The sequence below is a fragment of the Staphylococcus caprae genome (assembly GCF_003966625.1).
Taxonomy (GTDB): Bacteria; Bacillota; Bacilli; order Staphylococcales; family Staphylococcaceae; genus Staphylococcus; species Staphylococcus caprae.
Genome location: NZ_AP018587.1, coordinates 2,418,893 through 2,433,828, shown reverse-complemented (window position 1 = coordinate 2,433,828; position 14,936 = coordinate 2,418,893). Strand labels below are relative to the sequence as shown.

Here is a 14,936-nt window from a genome sequence, read left to right as displayed (position 1 = left end):
AATATACTCAAAAGCGTAGTCTATGAATGATATGATTGATAGTAAGTCGTGTAGTATTTGTATTTTAATTTTCAAAATTAAGAAAAATACATATACATCTACAAATAAAGTTATAAATTAGAAAAAAGGTGAAGCAAATGGCGAAAACAAAAATTATGGGCATACTGAACGTCACGCCTGATTCATTCTCGGATGGAGGTCAATATAATTCGGTTGATAAAGCGATTGAACGCGTCAAAGAGATGATGGATGAGGGCGTGGATATTGTCGATGTAGGCGGCGTTTCAACACGACCAGGCCATGAAGAAGTAACATTAGAGGAAGAAATGGAGAGAGTGATACCAGTTGTTGAAGCAATCTCACAATATGACGTACAAATCTCTGTAGATACATTTCGTAGTGAAGTTGCTGAAGCATGTCTTAAATTAGGTGCTTCGATCATTAATGATCAATGGGCTGGATTATATGATCCTAAAATGTTTAAAGTTGTAGCTCACTATGAAGCGGAAATCGTCCTAATGCATAATGGAGACGGACATAGAGATGACCCAGTTGTAGACGAAATGCTCATGTCGCTCATGGCTCAAGCTAACAAAGCAGAAATGGCTGGTATTCCTCAAGGAAAGATATGGTTGGATCCAGGTGTTGGATTTGCGAAAACGCGCGAAGAAGAAAATGAAGTAATGGCACGTTTGGATGAGCTTGTAGCGACTGAGTATCCTATATTACTAGCGACGAGTCGAAAAAGATTCATTAAAGAAATGATTGGTACGGATACCACGCCTTTAGAAAGAGATGAAGCAACAGCAGCAACGACTGCCTATGGTATAATGAAAGGTGTTAAAGCTGTTCGAGTTCATAACGTTCAATTGAATGCCCGTTTAGCTCAGAGTATGGATTTCTTAAAGGAGAATGAATATGAACGACATAATCTTTCTTAATGGTATGCGTTTTTACGGGTATCATGGAGTATTGCCAGCTGAAAATGAAATCGGTCAAGTATTCATTGTAGATGTTACTTTGAAAGTCGATTTGAAAGATGCAGGCCAATCAGATGATGTAGAAGATACAGTGAATTATGGAGAAGTGTTTGAAGATGTGAAGACTATCGTTGAAGGTGAGCCTTCTAAGTTAATTGAACATCTGGCTGAACGTATTGCAAAACGTATAAATTCACACTATAATCGTGTAATGGAAACGAAAGTTAGAATTACTAAAGAAAACCCACCCATCCCAGGCCATTATGACGGCGTTGGAATTGAAATAGTGAGGGAGAATTGCTAAATGGTTAAAGCTTTTTTAGGTTTAGGGAGTAACATTGGAGAACGTGAAGCTCAACTCGATGAAGCGATAAAGATTCTGAATAACTTTGAAGGTATTAAAGTGACTCAAGTCTCCGATATTTATGAAACTGAACCGGTGGGATATACTGAGCAACCTAACTTTTTAAATTTATGTGTTGAAATAGAAACGACATTGGCACCTCGCGAACTCTTGTCATGTTGCTTAGAGACCGAGCAACAATTACATCGTGTGAGAGTCGTACGTTGGGGGCCAAGAACTCTAGATGTAGACATATTATTATATGGCAATCAAATTATTGAAGAAGAAAATTTAACGGTACCACATCCGAGAATGAATGAACGTTCGTTTGTACTTATACCTTTGAATGATATTGCCTCAAATCAAATCGAACCTCGTTCCAATCAAACTATTGGAAATTTAGTAACGGCAGACGATACAGTTAAGAAGTATAAGAAATGAGAGATAAAGTAGAAATTGCTTTATTACATTTGCGCCGTCTTGTAGAATTAAAAGGTGAGAAGATTGGCGTTATGGAAATGAGAAATCATGCTTCATGGTATCTTAAGGGTGTCAAAGGTAACGGTCAAACAACTGAAGCTCTAAACGAAGCTGAAATCGAACCTGAAATAAGAGATGTTTTACAAAATTCCCAACAAGAACGCATGGAACAATCTATAGAAATACAAGAAGCTTAAAGGAGAGAAAGTTATGTCAGAAGAAATGAATGACCAAATGCAGGTCCGTCGTCAAAAACTACAAGAATTAATTGATTTAGGAATTGATCCGTTCGGACATCGTTTCGATCGTAGTGCGACTTCTAGTGAACTGAAAGCGCAATGGGATCAATACTCAAAAGAAGAATTACATGAAAAAGAAGACGAAAGTCACGTTGCAATTGCAGGTCGTTTAATGACAAAACGTGGTAAAGGTAAAGCTGGATTTGCTCATATTCAAGATCTATCAGGACAAATTCAAATATATGTAAGAAAAGATCAAGTTGGAGAAGAACAATTTGATATTTGGAAAATCGCTGACTTAGGTGACATCGTAGGTATTGAAGGTGTCATGTTTAAGACGAATACTGGAGAAATATCAGTTAAAGCTAAGTCGTTTACATTATTATCTAAATCATTACGTCCTTTACCAGATAAGTTCCATGGCTTACAAGATATTGAGCAAAGATATCGTCAACGTTACTTAGATTTAATTACAAATGAAGACAGTACACGTACATTCATTAATCGTAGTAAAATCATTCAAGAAATGCGTAATTATTTAAATAAACAAGGTTTCTTAGAAGTTGAAACACCTATGATGCATCAAATCGCTGGTGGTGCTGCAGCACGCCCATTCGTTACACACCATAATGCATTAGATGCTACGTTATATATGCGTATTGCCATTGAATTACACTTGAAACGTTTAATTGTTGGTGGTTTAGAAAAAGTTTATGAAATCGGACGCGTATTCCGTAACGAAGGCGTTTCTACTCGTCATAATCCGGAATTTACAATGATTGAATTATACGAAGCGTATGCTGATTATCATGATATTATGGATTTAACTGAAAGTATGGTCAGACACATTGCTCAAGAAGTTTTCGGTTCAGCTAAAGTTCAATATAATGGTGAAGAAATCGATTTAGAATCTTCTTGGAGAAGACTTCACATTGTAGATGCAGTTAAAGAAGCAACTGGAGTGAACTTCTATGATGTTCAATCAGACGAAGAAGCGGTTGCACTTGCTAAGGAACACGGTATTGAAATTACTGAAAACATGAAATATGGTCATATTTTAAATGAATTTTTCGAACAAAAAGTTGAAGAAACATTAATTCAACCAACATTCATTTATGGTCATCCAATTGAAATCTCTCCTTTAGCTAAAAAGAACCCAGAAGATCCAAGATTTACTGATCGTTTTGAATTGTTTATTGTAGGTAGAGAACACGCGAATGCCTTTACTGAACTTAATGACCCAATCGATCAACGTGAACGTTTCGAAGCACAACTTGTTGAGAAAGAGCAGGGTAATGATGAAGCGCATGAAATGGATGAAGATTACATTGAAGCGCTAGAATATGGTATGCCTCCAACAGGCGGTTTAGGTATCGGTATTGATCGTCTAGTCATGCTACTTACAGATTCACCATCAATCAGAGACGTATTATTATTCCCATATATGAGACAGAAATAATAAGTCTAACATTATGTTATATACAGCACTGGTCGCATTTATGTGATCAGTGTTTTTTTATTATGAAAGTCGACCTAATTAATAGAGGTGGTTAAGGAAATAGATGAAGTGAAAATACATATTCAAGTCATATGTTGTAGGTAATTGTTACTAGGTCGAAAGAGTTGTTTCGTTTCGATTGGTTAGTTATTGACTTATCTTTGTTGAAAAGACTGGTTATTTTCACAATAAAATATACAAATGCAGTATAAAATTGAAAATATTGATATAGATTTAGCTGATATCATGTGATAGAATATTACGAGTGAAAAGAAGCAAGTTATATAAAGAACTTTCCGACATTATTTTTTAAAAATGTTTATAAAAGTGTTGACTTGTTTGTCTGAATGAAGTAACATATAAAAGTCGTCAAAAACGAGCGCACTTGTTACGAAAATGTAAACGGAATTTTAACGGAGTGTAAAATTGACCGTTGCAAAGACTTTAAAAAGTGTGTATTATTAATAAAGTAAGTTAATTTTGTCTGGTGACAATGGCAAGGAGGTCACACCTGTTCCCATGCCGAACACAGAAGTTAAGCTCCTTAGCGCCGATGGTAGTCGGACTTACGTTCCGCTAGAGTAGGACGTTGCCAGGCAATATTATAAATCGGAGAATTAGCTCAGCTGGGAGAGCATCTGCCTTACAAGCAGAGGGTCGGCGGTTCGAACCCGTCATTCTCCACCATGATAGCCGGCCTAGCTCAATTGGTAGAGCAACTGACTTGTAATCAGTAGGTTGGGGGTTCAAGTCCTCTGGCCGGCACCATCTTTTGAGCCATTAGCTCAGTTGGTAGAGCATCTGACTTTTAATCAGAGGGTCAGAGGTTCGAATCCTCTATGGCTCATTACGATTTTATTAATATGCGGAAGTAGTTCAGTGGTAGAACACCACCTTGCCAAGGTGGGGGTCGCGGGTTCGAATCCCGTCTTCCGCTCCATTATTTTGCCGGGGTGGCGGAACTGGCAGACGCACAGGACTTAAAATCCTGCGGTGAGAGATCACCGTACCGGTTCGATTCCGGTCCTCGGCACCATCTTAATAAAGCGCCCGTAGCTCAACTGGATAGAGCGTTTGACTACGGATCAAGAGGTTATGGGTTCGACTCCTATCGGGCGCGCTATTTTATTATTGATTATTTAACTACATACGGGAAGTAGCTCAGCTTGGTAGAGCACTTGGTTTGGGACCAAGGGGTCGCAGGTTCGAATCCTGTCTTCCCGACTTCTTTCTAAATACTTTGGGGGCTTAGCTCAGCTGGGAGAGCGCCTGCTTTGCACGCAGGAGGTCAGCGGTTCGATCCCGCTAGTCTCCACCATTTATATTTTACTCTTAATATGTAGATGAACATTGAAAACTGAATGACAATATGTCAACGTTAATTCCAAACAAACAGTAACGAGAGTTACAAACTATTTAGTATTTATGAGCTAATCAAACATCATAATTTTTTATGGAGAGTTTGATCCTGGCTCAGGATGAACGCTGGCGGCGTGCCTAATACATGCAAGTCGAGCGAACAGACGAGGAGCTTGCTCCTCTGACGTTAGCGGCGGACGGGTGAGTAACACGTGGATAACCTACCTATAAGACTGGGATAACTTCGGGAAACCGGAGCTAATACCGGATAACATGTTGAACCGCATGGTTCAACAGTGAAAGACGGTCTTGCTGTCACTTATAGATGGATCCGCGCCGCATTAGCTAGTTGGTAAGGTAACGGCTTACCAAGGCAACGATGCGTAGCCGACCTGAGAGGGTGATCGGCCACACTGGAACTGAGACACGGTCCAGACTCCTACGGGAGGCAGCAGTAGGGAATCTTCCGCAATGGGCGAAAGCCTGACGGAGCAACGCCGCGTGAGTGATGAAGGTCTTCGGATCGTAAAACTCTGTTATTAGGGAAGAACAAATGTGTAAGTAACTATGCACGTCTTGACGGTACCTAATCAGAAAGCCACGGCTAACTACGTGCCAGCAGCCGCGGTAATACGTAGGTGGCAAGCGTTATCCGGAATTATTGGGCGTAAAGCGCGCGTAGGCGGTTTTTTAAGTCTGATGTGAAAGCCCACGGCTCAACCGTGGAGGGTCATTGGAAACTGGAAAACTTGAGTGCAGAAGAGGAAAGTGGAATTCCATGTGTAGCGGTGAAATGCGCAGAGATATGGAGGAACACCAGTGGCGAAGGCGACTTTCTGGTCTGTAACTGACGCTGATGTGCGAAAGCGTGGGGATCAAACAGGATTAGATACCCTGGTAGTCCACGCCGTAAACGATGAGTGCTAAGTGTTAGGGGGTTTCCGCCCCTTAGTGCTGCAGCTAACGCATTAAGCACTCCGCCTGGGGAGTACGACCGCAAGGTTGAAACTCAAAGGAATTGACGGGGACCCGCACAAGCGGTGGAGCATGTGGTTTAATTCGAAGCAACGCGAAGAACCTTACCAAATCTTGACATCCTCTGACCCCTCTAGAGATAGAGTTTTCCCCTTCGGGGGACAGAGTGACAGGTGGTGCATGGTTGTCGTCAGCTCGTGTCGTGAGATGTTGGGTTAAGTCCCGCAACGAGCGCAACCCTTAAGCTTAGTTGCCATCATTAAGTTGGGCACTCTAAGTTGACTGCCGGTGACAAACCGGAGGAAGGTGGGGATGACGTCAAATCATCATGCCCCTTATGATTTGGGCTACACACGTGCTACAATGGACAATACAAAGGGTGGCGAAACCGCGAGGTCAAGCAAATCCCATAAAGTTGTTCTCAGTTCGGATTGTAGTCTGCAACTCGACTACATGAAGCTGGAATCGCTAGTAATCGTGGATCAGCATGCCACGGTGAATACGTTCCCGGGTCTTGTACACACCGCCCGTCACACCACGAGAGTTTGTAACACCCGAAGCCGGTGGAGTAACCTTTTGGAGCTAGCCGTCGAAGGTGGGACAAATGATTGGGGTGAAGTCGTAACAAGGTAGCCGTATCGGAAGGTGCGGCTGGATCACCTCCTTTCTAAGGATATATTCGGAACATCTTCTACGAAGATGAAAAGGAATAACGTGACATATTGTATTCAGTTTTGAATGTTTATGACATTCTTTTTAATAATGGGCCTATAGCTCAGCTGGTTAGAGCGCACGCCTGATAAGCGTGAGGTCGGTGGTTCGAGTCCACTTAGGCCCACCATTTATATTGTACATTGAAAACTAGATAAGTAAGTAAATAGATTTTACCAAGCAAAACCGAGTGAATAGAGTTTTAAATAAGCTTGAATTCATAAATAATCGCTAGTGTTCGAAAGAACACTCACAGATTAATAACATATCTTAAAGATTAAGTTATTAAGGGCGCACGGTGGATGCCTTGGCACTAGAAGCCGAAGAAGGACGTTACTAACGACGATATGCTTTGGGTAGCTGTAAGTAAGCGTTGATCCAGAGATTTCCGAATGGGGGAACCCAACATGAGTGATGTCATGTTATCGACACGTGAATTCATAGCATGTCAGAAGGCAGACCCGGAGAACTGAAACATCTTAGTACCCGGAGGAAGAGAAAGAAAAATCGATTCCCTGAGTAGCGGCGAGCGAAACGGGAAGAGCCCAAACCAACAAGCTTGCTTGTTGGGGTTGTAGGACACTCTATACGGAGTTACAAAAGAACATGTTAGACGAATCATCTGGAAAGATGAATCAAAGAAGGTAAAAATCCTGTAGTCGAAAACATATTCTCTCTTGAGTGGATCCTGAGTACGACGGAGCACGTGAAATTCCGTCGGAATCTAGGAGGACCATCTCCTAAGGCTAAATACTCTCTAGTGACCGATAGTGAACCAGTACCGTGAGGGAAAGGTGAAAAGTACCCCGGAAGGGGAGTGAAAGAGAACTTGAAACCGTGTGCTTACAAGTAGTCAGAGCCCGTTAATGGGTGATGGCGTGCCTTTTGTAGAATGAACCGGCGAGTTACGATCTGATGCAAGGTTAAGCAGCAAATGTGGAGCCGTAGCGAAAGCGAGTCTGAATAGGGCGTTGAGTATTTGGTCGTAGACCCGAAACCAGGTGATCTACCCTTGGTCAGGTTGAAGTTCAGGTAACACTGAATGGAGGACCGAACCGACTTACGTTGAAAAGTGAGCGGATGAACTGAGGGTAGCGGAGAAATTCCAATCGAACTTGGAGATAGCTGGTTCTCTCCGAAATAGCTTTAGGGCTAGCCTCAAGTGATGATTATTGGAGGTAGAGCACTGTTTGGACGAGGGGCCCCTCTCGGGTTACCGAATTCAGACAAACTCCGAATGCCAATCAATTTAACTTGGGAGTCAGAACATGGGTGATAAGGTCCGTGTTCGAAAGGGAAACAGCCCAGACCACCAGCTAAGGTCCCAAAATATATGTTAAGTGGAAAAGGATGTGGCGTTGCCCAGACAACTAGGATGTTGGCTTAGAAGCAGCCATCATTTAAAGAGTGCGTAATAGCTCACTAGTCGAGTGACACTGCGCCGAAAATGTACCGGGGCTAAACATATTACCGAAGCTGTGGATTGTCCGTAGGACAATGGTAGGAGAGCGTTCTAAGGGCGTTGAAGCATGATCGCAAGGACATGTGGAGCGCTTAGAAGTGAGAATGCCGGTGTGAGTAGCGAAAGACGGGTGAGAATCCCGTCCACCGATTGACTAAGGTTTCCAGAGGAAGGCTCGTCCGCTCTGGGTTAGTCGGGTCCTAAGCTGAGGCCGACAGGCGTAGGCGATGGATAACAGGTTGATATTCCTGTACCACCTAGTATCGTTTTAATCGATGGGGGGACGCAGTAGGATAGGCGAAGCGTGCTGTTGGAGTGCACGTCCAAGCAGTAAGGCTGAGTGTTAGGCAAATCCGGCACTCGTAAGGCTGAGCTGTGATGGGGAGAGGAAATTGTTTCCTCGAGTCGTTGATTTCACACTGCCGAGAAAAGCCTCTAGATAGATAACAGGTGCCCGTACCGCAAACCGACACAGGTAGTCAAGATGAGAATTCTAAGGTGAGCGAGCGAACTCTCGTTAAGGAACTCGGCAAAATGACCCCGTAACTTCGGGAGAAGGGGTGCTCTTTAGGGTTCACGCCCAGAAGAGCCGCAGTGAATAGGCCCAAGCGACTGTTTATCAAAAACACAGGTCTCTGCTAAACCGTAAGGTGATGTATAGGGGCTGACGCCTGCCCGGTGCTGGAAGGTTAAGAGGAGTGGTTAGCTTCTGCGAAGCTACGAATCGAAGCCCCAGTAAACGGCGGCCGTAACTATAACGGTCCTAAGGTAGCGAAATTCCTTGTCGGGTAAGTTCCGACCCGCACGAAAGGCGTAACGATTTGGGCACTGTCTCAACGAGAGACTCGGTGAAATCATAGTACCTGTGAAGATGCAGGTTACCCGCGACAGGACGGAAAGACCCCGTGGAGCTTTACTGTAGCCTGATATTGAAATTCGGCACAGCTTGTACAGGATAGGTAGGAGCCATTGAAACGTGAGCGCTAGCTTACGTGGAGGCGTTGGTGGGATACTACCCTAGCTGTGTTGGCTTTCTAACCCGCACCACTTATCGTGGTGGGAGACAGTGTCAGGCGGGCAGTTTGACTGGGGCGGTCGCCTCCTAAAAGGTAACGGAGGCGCTCAAAGGTTCCCTCAGAATGGTTGGAAATCATTCACAGAGTGTAAAGGCATAAGGGAGCTTGACTGCGAGACCTACAAGTCGAGCAGGGTCGAAAGACGGACTTAGTGATCCGGTGGTTCCGCATGGAAGGGCCATCGCTCAACGGATAAAAGCTACCCCGGGGATAACAGGCTTATCTCCCCCAAGAGTTCACATCGACGGGGAGGTTTGGCACCTCGATGTCGGCTCATCGCATCCTGGGGCTGTAGTCGGTCCCAAGGGTTGGGCTGTTCGCCCATTAAAGCGGTACGCGAGCTGGGTTCAGAACGTCGTGAGACAGTTCGGTCCCTATCCGTCGTGGGCGTAGGAAATTTGAGAGGAGCTGTCCTTAGTACGAGAGGACCGGGATGGACATACCTCTGGTGTACCAGTTGTCGTGCCAACGGCATAGCTGGGTAGCTATGTATGGACGGGATAAGTGCTGAAAGCATCTAAGCATGAAGCCCCCCTCAAGATGAGATTTCCCAACTTCGGTTATAAGATTCCTCGAAGATGACGAGGTTAATAGGTTCGAGGTGGAAGCGTGGCGACACGTGGAGCTGACGAATACTAATCGATCGAAGACTTAATCAATTTTAAAATGTTTTGCGACGCAAAATCATTACTTACTATCTAGTTTTGAATGTATAATTCATTCACTTGTCTGGTGACAATGGCAAGGAGGTCACACCTGTTCCCATGCCGAACACAGAAGTTAAGCTCCTTAGCGCCGATGGTAGTCGGGCTTACGTCCCGCTAGAGTAGGACGTTGCCAGGCAAGTCAGAGACCGAAAGGTCTCTTTTTTTATGCCTAAAAATCAATCGGCGCCCCGAAGGTACGTAGTCTATTAGCTATGGAGAAAGAATGATTCTCTGCGAAGAGAAAGCGATTGAAGCTGATGAATTAAGGAACGAGCGCCACGAGTTTAGTCGAGCTAAATGAGTCAGCGAGAGACGCGAATGAAGAAAGATGCGAACGCTTGACTCAAGCAGAGGAAGCACCTTAGCGCCAGATGGTAGCCCGGCTTACGTCTAAAGGAGGTTGAGGCATAATTAATTGTCTCAGTTTTCTTTAACATATTGGCAGTAGATGTCTGAATTGAAAGTGCGCTTATATCAAGCTTCTTTCAATTCTAGCCATCCTTGCCGGGGTGGGACAACGAAAATAATTTTGTTAAATTATATTTCTGTTCCACTCCCTCTTACTTAATGGCATAAAGCCATTAAGAACCACTGAAATAATTGCCAGGCAAGTAAATCGTATGGATGCGATGAGCCGAATCGAGACCGAAAGGTCTCTTTTTTTATGCCTAAAAATCAATCGGCGCCCCGAAGGTACGTAGTCTATTAGCTATGGAGAAAGAATGATTCTTTTCACAAATGTTAATTAAAATACGATAGCCTAAAAGCTATCGCATAAGTAACACTAACTTTTAAAAAAGAAGTGTTACTTTATAATTAACGAGTTAATCAGGGCGTTCACATGGTCTTCTAACTCATCTTGTTTAATCCCGCCGAAACCTAAAATGAATTTAGGATATATAGAAGGTTTATCTTCATAGTTATACAATTCTAATTTTAGATTGTTCTTTTTTGCTTTCTCTAAGCATTGGGGTACACTCAAACCATTCATTACAGTTAAGGTGAAATGCATACCAGTCAAAGCGCCTTCTATTTTTAACTGTTCACTATATTGGGCGAGTTTTTTTAATATATAATTCAATTTATCTCTATAAATTCTTCGCATTTTATTTAAATGTCTTTCAAAGCTGCCACTACTCATGAATCTTGCAACCATATGTTGAAGATGAACGGGTACAGTATTTCCTTCTTTAAATCTTCTTTGTTTATAAGTGTTCATTACTTTTTCAGGCAGTACTATGTATGCAATTCTACAACTAGGAAATAGTGATTTTGAAAATGTACTGATATATATAACTTTTCCTTTAGTATCTAAACTTTGTAAAGCTGGAATTGGTTTGCCAAAGTATCTAAACTCTGAATCATAATCATCTTCAATAATATAACGATGCGTATCTTTTTGAGCCCACTGGATAAGTTGCGTTCTTTTTTTGAGATTAGTGACGTGGCCAGTTGGAAATTGGTGGGATGGTGTAATATATAAGACGTTATTTTGTGAATTTAGTATAGGTTGGATTTGTATACCGTTTTTATCAACTGGAACTTGTAAGTAATTCATATTCTTTTTATCTAAAACGTGTTTAATTGGAGGGTAACTTGGTTTCTCAATAATAAATTTTTCATGTTTCAGTAAGTTGGTAATCATATCAAGCAGTTGACTCGTAGAAGAACCAATGATGATTTGATTAGGATGACATGTTACGCCTCTACTGTTAAATAAGTAATGTGCAATTTGTTGTCGTAACGCATAAACTCCTTGAACTTCGCCACGTTGTAATAGATCGAGTTGATCATCTTCGAAGACATCTTTGGCATATTTTCTGAATATGTGCATAGGGAAGCTTTCTGAATCTATTTCAGCTAGGTTAAAAGCGTATTGAGGCCCATCATTGTTATAAGTTTCTTCATTGATTTCATTCCCCATATAATCATGATAAGACTCTGTATTGACAACAGGTAGAGATTCTATATCTGATACATAATAACCTGATCTAGGTTTTGAATAAATAAACCCCTCATCTAATAGTAGTTGATATGCATGTTCAATAGTCGTATGACTCATTGATAAATGTTCGCTCAGTTGTCGTTTAGAAGGAAATTTATCATTAGAATGGTATAGACCTTCAATAATTTGTTTTTTTAATTTTTCATATAGGGATAAGTAAAGTGGTTGTGTTGATTTCATATAAACTGGCCCCTTGTTTTATGTGCAAATTGTACCTTTTTAAATATCAGTTTATCTTTTAAAATGAATTTAATCAAGAAGTAAAGGGGTAAATAACATGTCAAAAATTGTTGGCTCAGAACGAGTAAAAAGAGGAATGGCTGAAATGCAAAAAGGTGGCGTCATTATGGACGTTGTCAATGCAGAACAAGCTAAGATTGCTGAAGAAGCAGGTGCGGTTGCAGTTATGGCACTAGAACGCGTTCCATCAGACATCAGAGCAGCAGGCGGTGTAGCACGCATGGCTAATCCTAAAATTGTTGAGGAAGTAATGAACGCAGTGTCAATACCTGTTATGGCTAAAGCCCGCATTGGACATATTACTGAAGCTAGAGTATTAGAAGCAATGGGTGTCGATTACATTGATGAATCTGAAGTATTAACTCCAGCTGATGAAGAATATCACTTAAGAAAAGATCAATTTACAGTACCTTTTGTATGCGGATGTCGTAACCTAGGTGAAGCTGCACGCCGTATTGGTGAGGGATCAGCAATGTTACGAACTAAAGGTGAACCAGGTACAGGTAATATTGTTGAAGCTGTTCGTCATATGCGCCGTGTAAATGCTGAAGTGAGTCGTCTGACTGTTATGAACGATGATGAAATCATGACATTTGCGAAAGAATTAGGTGCGCCTTTTGAAATATTAAAGCAAATTAAGGATAAAGGTCGTCTTCCAGTAGTTAACTTTGCAGCAGGTGGTGTAGCAACGCCCCAAGATGCTGCTTTAATGATGGAATTAGGTGCCGACGGTGTATTCGTAGGATCAGGTATTTTCAAATCAGAAGATCCTGAAAAATTTGCTAAAGCAATTGTACAAGCTACAACACATTATCAAGATTATGAACTGATTGGTAAATTAGCAAGTGAGCTTGGCACAGCTATGAAAGGTTTAGATATTAACCAAATTTCATTAGAAGAACGTATGCAAGAGCGTGGTTGGTAATTTATGAAAATAGGTGTATTAGCGTTGCAAGGTGCGGTTCGTGAACACATTCGTCATATAGAATTAAGTGGTCATGAAGGCATTGCAGTGAAAAGAGTAGAACAACTTGAAGAGATTGATGGATTGATTTTACCGGGTGGAGAGTCCACAACATTAAGACGATTAATGGATTTATACGGATTCAAAGAAGTATTACAGAATTCTGATCTACCAATGTTTGGCACCTGTGCAGGTTTAATTGTACTTGCCAAAGATGTAGAGGGAGAGTCAGGCTATCTGAAGAAGTTGGATATCACCGTCGAGCGTAATTCATTTGGTCGACAAGTCGATAGCTTTGAATCTGAGCTTGATATTAAAGGAATTGCAGAAGATATTGAAGGTGTATTCATTAGAGCACCTCATATTGCTCAGGTTGAAGAAGGCGTTGATGTGCTAAGCCGAGTAGGCGATAAAATTGTGGCAGTGAAACAAGGTAAATATCTTGGAGTCTCATTCCATCCAGAATTAACCGATGATTATCGAGTAACTGAATATTTCATTAATCATATGATTAAGAAGGATTGAACATTTTCTAATAAAGCGGTCATCTTGAAGATGGCCGTTTTTAATTTTGAGGAAAATGCATTTCAAAAAAGTATAAATTCTAAATTAAAAAATAAAAAAGCAAGAGTAACTCCCCAAGTTACTCCTGCAATAATTAAGTATGAATTAAATAAAGAATCCTGCGATGGCTGCTGAAATAAATGATACAAGTGTTGCGCCAAATAATAGTTTTAATCCGAAACGTGCGACGACGTCACCTTTTTTATCATTTAATGATTTAATTGCACCTGAAATAATTCCAATCGAACTAAAGTTAGCAAATGATACTAAGAATACTGAAGTGACACCTTTAGCGTGTTCAGATAAACCATGTGTTTTACCAAGTGCTTGCATTGCAACGAATTCATTTGATAATAATTTAGTCGCCATAATAGAACCAGATTGAACAGCGTCATGCCATGGTACACCTGCTAAGAATGCAAATGGAGCAAAGACAAATCCAATCAATGTTTGGAAATTCCATGTAATTGCACCGTGTGAGAATAAACTAAAGATACCGCTGACGATTCCATTTAATAAAGCGATGATAGCTATATAACCAATTAACATTGCGCCTACGATGACCGCAACTTTAAATCCGTCTAAAATGTATTCCCCGAGCATTTCGAAGAATGATTGGTTCTTAGTTTCACTTTCATCAACTAATAATTTATCATCTTCTTCATTCACTTTATAAGGATTGATGATTGACGCGATGATGAAACCACCAAATAAATTAAGAACAACAGCTGTTACAACATATTTAGGTTCAATTAACGTGAAGTATGCACCGATAATTGATGCCGATACTGTAGACATAGCTGATGCTGTTAACGTATATAAACGTTGTTTAGGTATGTATGGCAGTTGTTGTTTTAATGAAATAAATACCTCTGATTGTCCCAAGATTGCTGCTGCTACAGCGTTATATGATTCTAAACGTCCCATGCCATTAATTTTAGAAATTAAGAAACCTAAAAAATTAATAATAAGCGGTAAGATTCGCGTATATTGTAATATACCGATAAGTGCTGAAATAAATACAATAGGTAACAATACGCTAAAGAAGAATGGTGGGTTCTTTGGATCTACAAATTTAAAACCACCGAATACGAAATTGACACCTTCAGCTGCTTGCTTTAATAGGTAACTAAAGCCGTACGAAATACTACCGATGACACTGATTCCGATATGTGTTTTTAATAAAATAAATGCGAATATAAGTTGAATTACTAATAGTAAACCAACATACTTCCAGCGTATATTTTTTCTGTCTGAACTAAATAAGAATGCGAGTGCTAAAAAGAAAATAATTCCTATAATCCCAATCACAATATGCATATTTTTTCATTCC

General features: G+C 41.1%; 9 protein-coding genes, 9 tRNA genes and 4 rRNA genes. 20 read left to right on the top strand and 2 right to left on the bottom strand.

The window, feature by feature from the left end:
* The first annotated feature begins 137 nt into the window (after positions 1–137).
* The 18 genes from folP (at position 138) to rrf (JMUB898_RS11705) (ending at position 9,966) form a co-directional block, all read left to right on the top strand.
* Positions 138–941 carry a dihydropteroate synthase gene (gene folP, locus JMUB898_RS11790; protein WP_002445684.1) on the top strand — a complete coding sequence of 268 codons (804 nt, stop codon included), beginning with the start codon at positions 138–140 and terminating at the stop codon, positions 939–941.
* Positions 919–1,284 (top strand): dihydroneopterin aldolase, encoded by a 366-nt coding sequence (folB, locus tag JMUB898_RS11785; protein WP_037541880.1) that lies wholly within the window; start codon positions 919–921, stop codon positions 1,282–1,284. Before folP ends, folB begins: the two co-directional genes overlap by 23 nt.
* The gene (gene folK / locus JMUB898_RS11780) at positions 1,285–1,764 is read left to right on the top strand and encodes a 2-amino-4-hydroxy-6-hydroxymethyldihydropteridine diphosphokinase (RefSeq protein WP_002445681.1); all 480 of its coding nucleotides are present in this window, start codon (positions 1,285–1,287) and stop codon (positions 1,762–1,764) included.
* Positions 1,761–2,000: a tRNA-dihydrouridine synthase gene (locus tag JMUB898_RS11775; protein ID WP_002445680.1), complete on the top strand. Its 240-nt coding sequence runs from the start codon at positions 1,761–1,763 to the stop codon at positions 1,998–2,000. The genes folK and JMUB898_RS11775 overlap by 4 nt, the downstream gene beginning before the upstream one ends.
* 13 nt (positions 2,001–2,013) lie before the next feature.
* Entirely contained in the window at positions 2,014–3,501 is a 1,488-nt protein-coding gene (gene lysS, locus JMUB898_RS11770; RefSeq protein WP_002445679.1) for a lysine--tRNA ligase, read from the top strand.
* 522 nt (positions 3,502–4,023) lie between these two features.
* Positions 4,024–4,138, top strand: a 5S ribosomal RNA gene (gene rrf, locus JMUB898_RS11765).
* 13 nt (positions 4,139–4,151) lie between these two features.
* Positions 4,152–4,227 (top strand) — tRNA-Val (locus JMUB898_RS11760).
* A gap of 5 nt (positions 4,228–4,232) precedes the next feature.
* Positions 4,233–4,308, top strand: a tRNA-Thr gene (locus JMUB898_RS11755).
* Positions 4,309–4,314: 6 nt separating this feature from the next.
* Positions 4,315–4,387: transfer RNA gene (locus JMUB898_RS11750), tRNA-Lys, on the top strand.
* Between the two features lie 18 nt (positions 4,388–4,405).
* Positions 4,406–4,480, top strand: a tRNA-Gly gene (locus JMUB898_RS11745).
* 7 nt (positions 4,481–4,487) lie between these two features.
* A tRNA-Leu gene (locus tag JMUB898_RS11740) sits at positions 4,488–4,576 on the top strand.
* A gap of 10 nt (positions 4,577–4,586) precedes the next feature.
* Positions 4,587–4,660 (top strand) — tRNA-Arg (locus tag JMUB898_RS11735).
* Positions 4,661–4,690: 30 nt separating this feature from the next.
* Positions 4,691–4,764: transfer RNA gene (locus JMUB898_RS11730), tRNA-Pro, on the top strand.
* A gap of 18 nt (positions 4,765–4,782) precedes the next feature.
* Positions 4,783–4,858 (top strand) — tRNA-Ala (locus JMUB898_RS11725).
* A 132-nt stretch (positions 4,859–4,990) separates the two neighbouring features.
* Positions 4,991–6,541: ribosomal RNA gene (locus JMUB898_RS11720) — 16S ribosomal RNA — on the top strand.
* A gap of 97 nt (positions 6,542–6,638) precedes the next feature.
* A tRNA-Ile gene (locus JMUB898_RS11715) sits at positions 6,639–6,715 on the top strand.
* Between the two features lie 145 nt (positions 6,716–6,860).
* Positions 6,861–9,782: ribosomal RNA gene (locus tag JMUB898_RS11710) — 23S ribosomal RNA — on the top strand.
* A gap of 69 nt (positions 9,783–9,851) precedes the next feature.
* A 5S ribosomal RNA gene (rrf, locus tag JMUB898_RS11705) occupies positions 9,852–9,966 on the top strand.
* Together the 16S, 23S and 5S rRNA genes with 9 tRNA genes alongside form the textbook arrangement of a ribosomal RNA operon.
* A 669-nt stretch (positions 9,967–10,635) precedes the next feature.
* Here the strand turns inward: rrf (JMUB898_RS11705) and pdxR are convergent.
* Positions 10,636–12,015 (bottom strand): MocR-like pyridoxine biosynthesis transcription factor PdxR, encoded by a 1,380-nt coding sequence (gene pdxR / locus JMUB898_RS11700; protein WP_002441051.1) that lies wholly within the window; start codon positions 12,013–12,015, stop codon positions 10,636–10,638.
* Positions 12,016–12,112: 97 nt separating this feature from the next.
* Here pdxR and pdxS point away from each other — a divergent pair, with 97 nt between their 5' ends.
* Together pdxS and pdxT are read left to right on the top strand one after the other, a co-directional pair.
* Positions 12,113–13,000, top strand: coding sequence for a pyridoxal 5'-phosphate synthase lyase subunit PdxS (gene pdxS / locus JMUB898_RS11695; protein WP_002441054.1), 888 nt, complete (start codon positions 12,113–12,115; stop codon positions 12,998–13,000).
* A gap of 3 nt (positions 13,001–13,003) precedes the next feature.
* Positions 13,004–13,564, top strand: coding sequence for a pyridoxal 5'-phosphate synthase glutaminase subunit PdxT (pdxT, locus tag JMUB898_RS11690; protein ID WP_002441056.1), 561 nt, complete (start codon positions 13,004–13,006; stop codon positions 13,562–13,564).
* 144 nt (positions 13,565–13,708) lie between these two features.
* Here the strand turns inward: pdxT and JMUB898_RS11685 are convergent, their stop codons facing one another.
* Positions 13,709–14,923, bottom strand: a complete 1,215-nt coding sequence (locus JMUB898_RS11685; RefSeq protein WP_002441057.1) for a NupC/NupG family nucleoside CNT transporter — start codon at positions 14,921–14,923, stop codon at positions 13,709–13,711.
* Between the last annotated feature and the right edge of the window lie 13 nt (positions 14,924–14,936).

Bases quoted from the DNA above. Each gene is read 5' to 3' on its own strand.
- folP (WP_002445684.1), top strand. From the start codon at position 138: ATGGCGAAAACAAAAATTATGGGCATACTGAACGTCACGCCTGATTCA.
- folB (WP_037541880.1), top strand. From the start codon at position 919: ATGAACGACATAATCTTTCTTAATGGTATGCGTTTTTACGGGTATCAT.
- folK (WP_002445681.1), top strand. From the start codon at position 1,285: ATGGTTAAAGCTTTTTTAGGTTTAGGGAGTAACATTGGAGAACGTGAA.
- JMUB898_RS11775 (WP_002445680.1), top strand. From the start codon at position 1,761: ATGAGAGATAAAGTAGAAATTGCTTTATTACATTTGCGCCGTCTTGTA.
- lysS (WP_002445679.1), top strand. From the start codon at position 2,014: ATGTCAGAAGAAATGAATGACCAAATGCAGGTCCGTCGTCAAAAACTA.
- pdxR (WP_002441051.1), bottom strand. From the start codon at position 12,015: ATGAAATCAACACAACCACTTTACTTATCCCTATATGAAAAATTAAAA.
- pdxS (WP_002441054.1), top strand. From the start codon at position 12,113: ATGTCAAAAATTGTTGGCTCAGAACGAGTAAAAAGAGGAATGGCTGAA.
- pdxT (WP_002441056.1), top strand. From the start codon at position 13,004: ATGAAAATAGGTGTATTAGCGTTGCAAGGTGCGGTTCGTGAACACATT.
- JMUB898_RS11685 (WP_002441057.1), bottom strand. From the start codon at position 14,923: ATGCATATTGTGATTGGGATTATAGGAATTATTTTCTTTTTAGCACTC.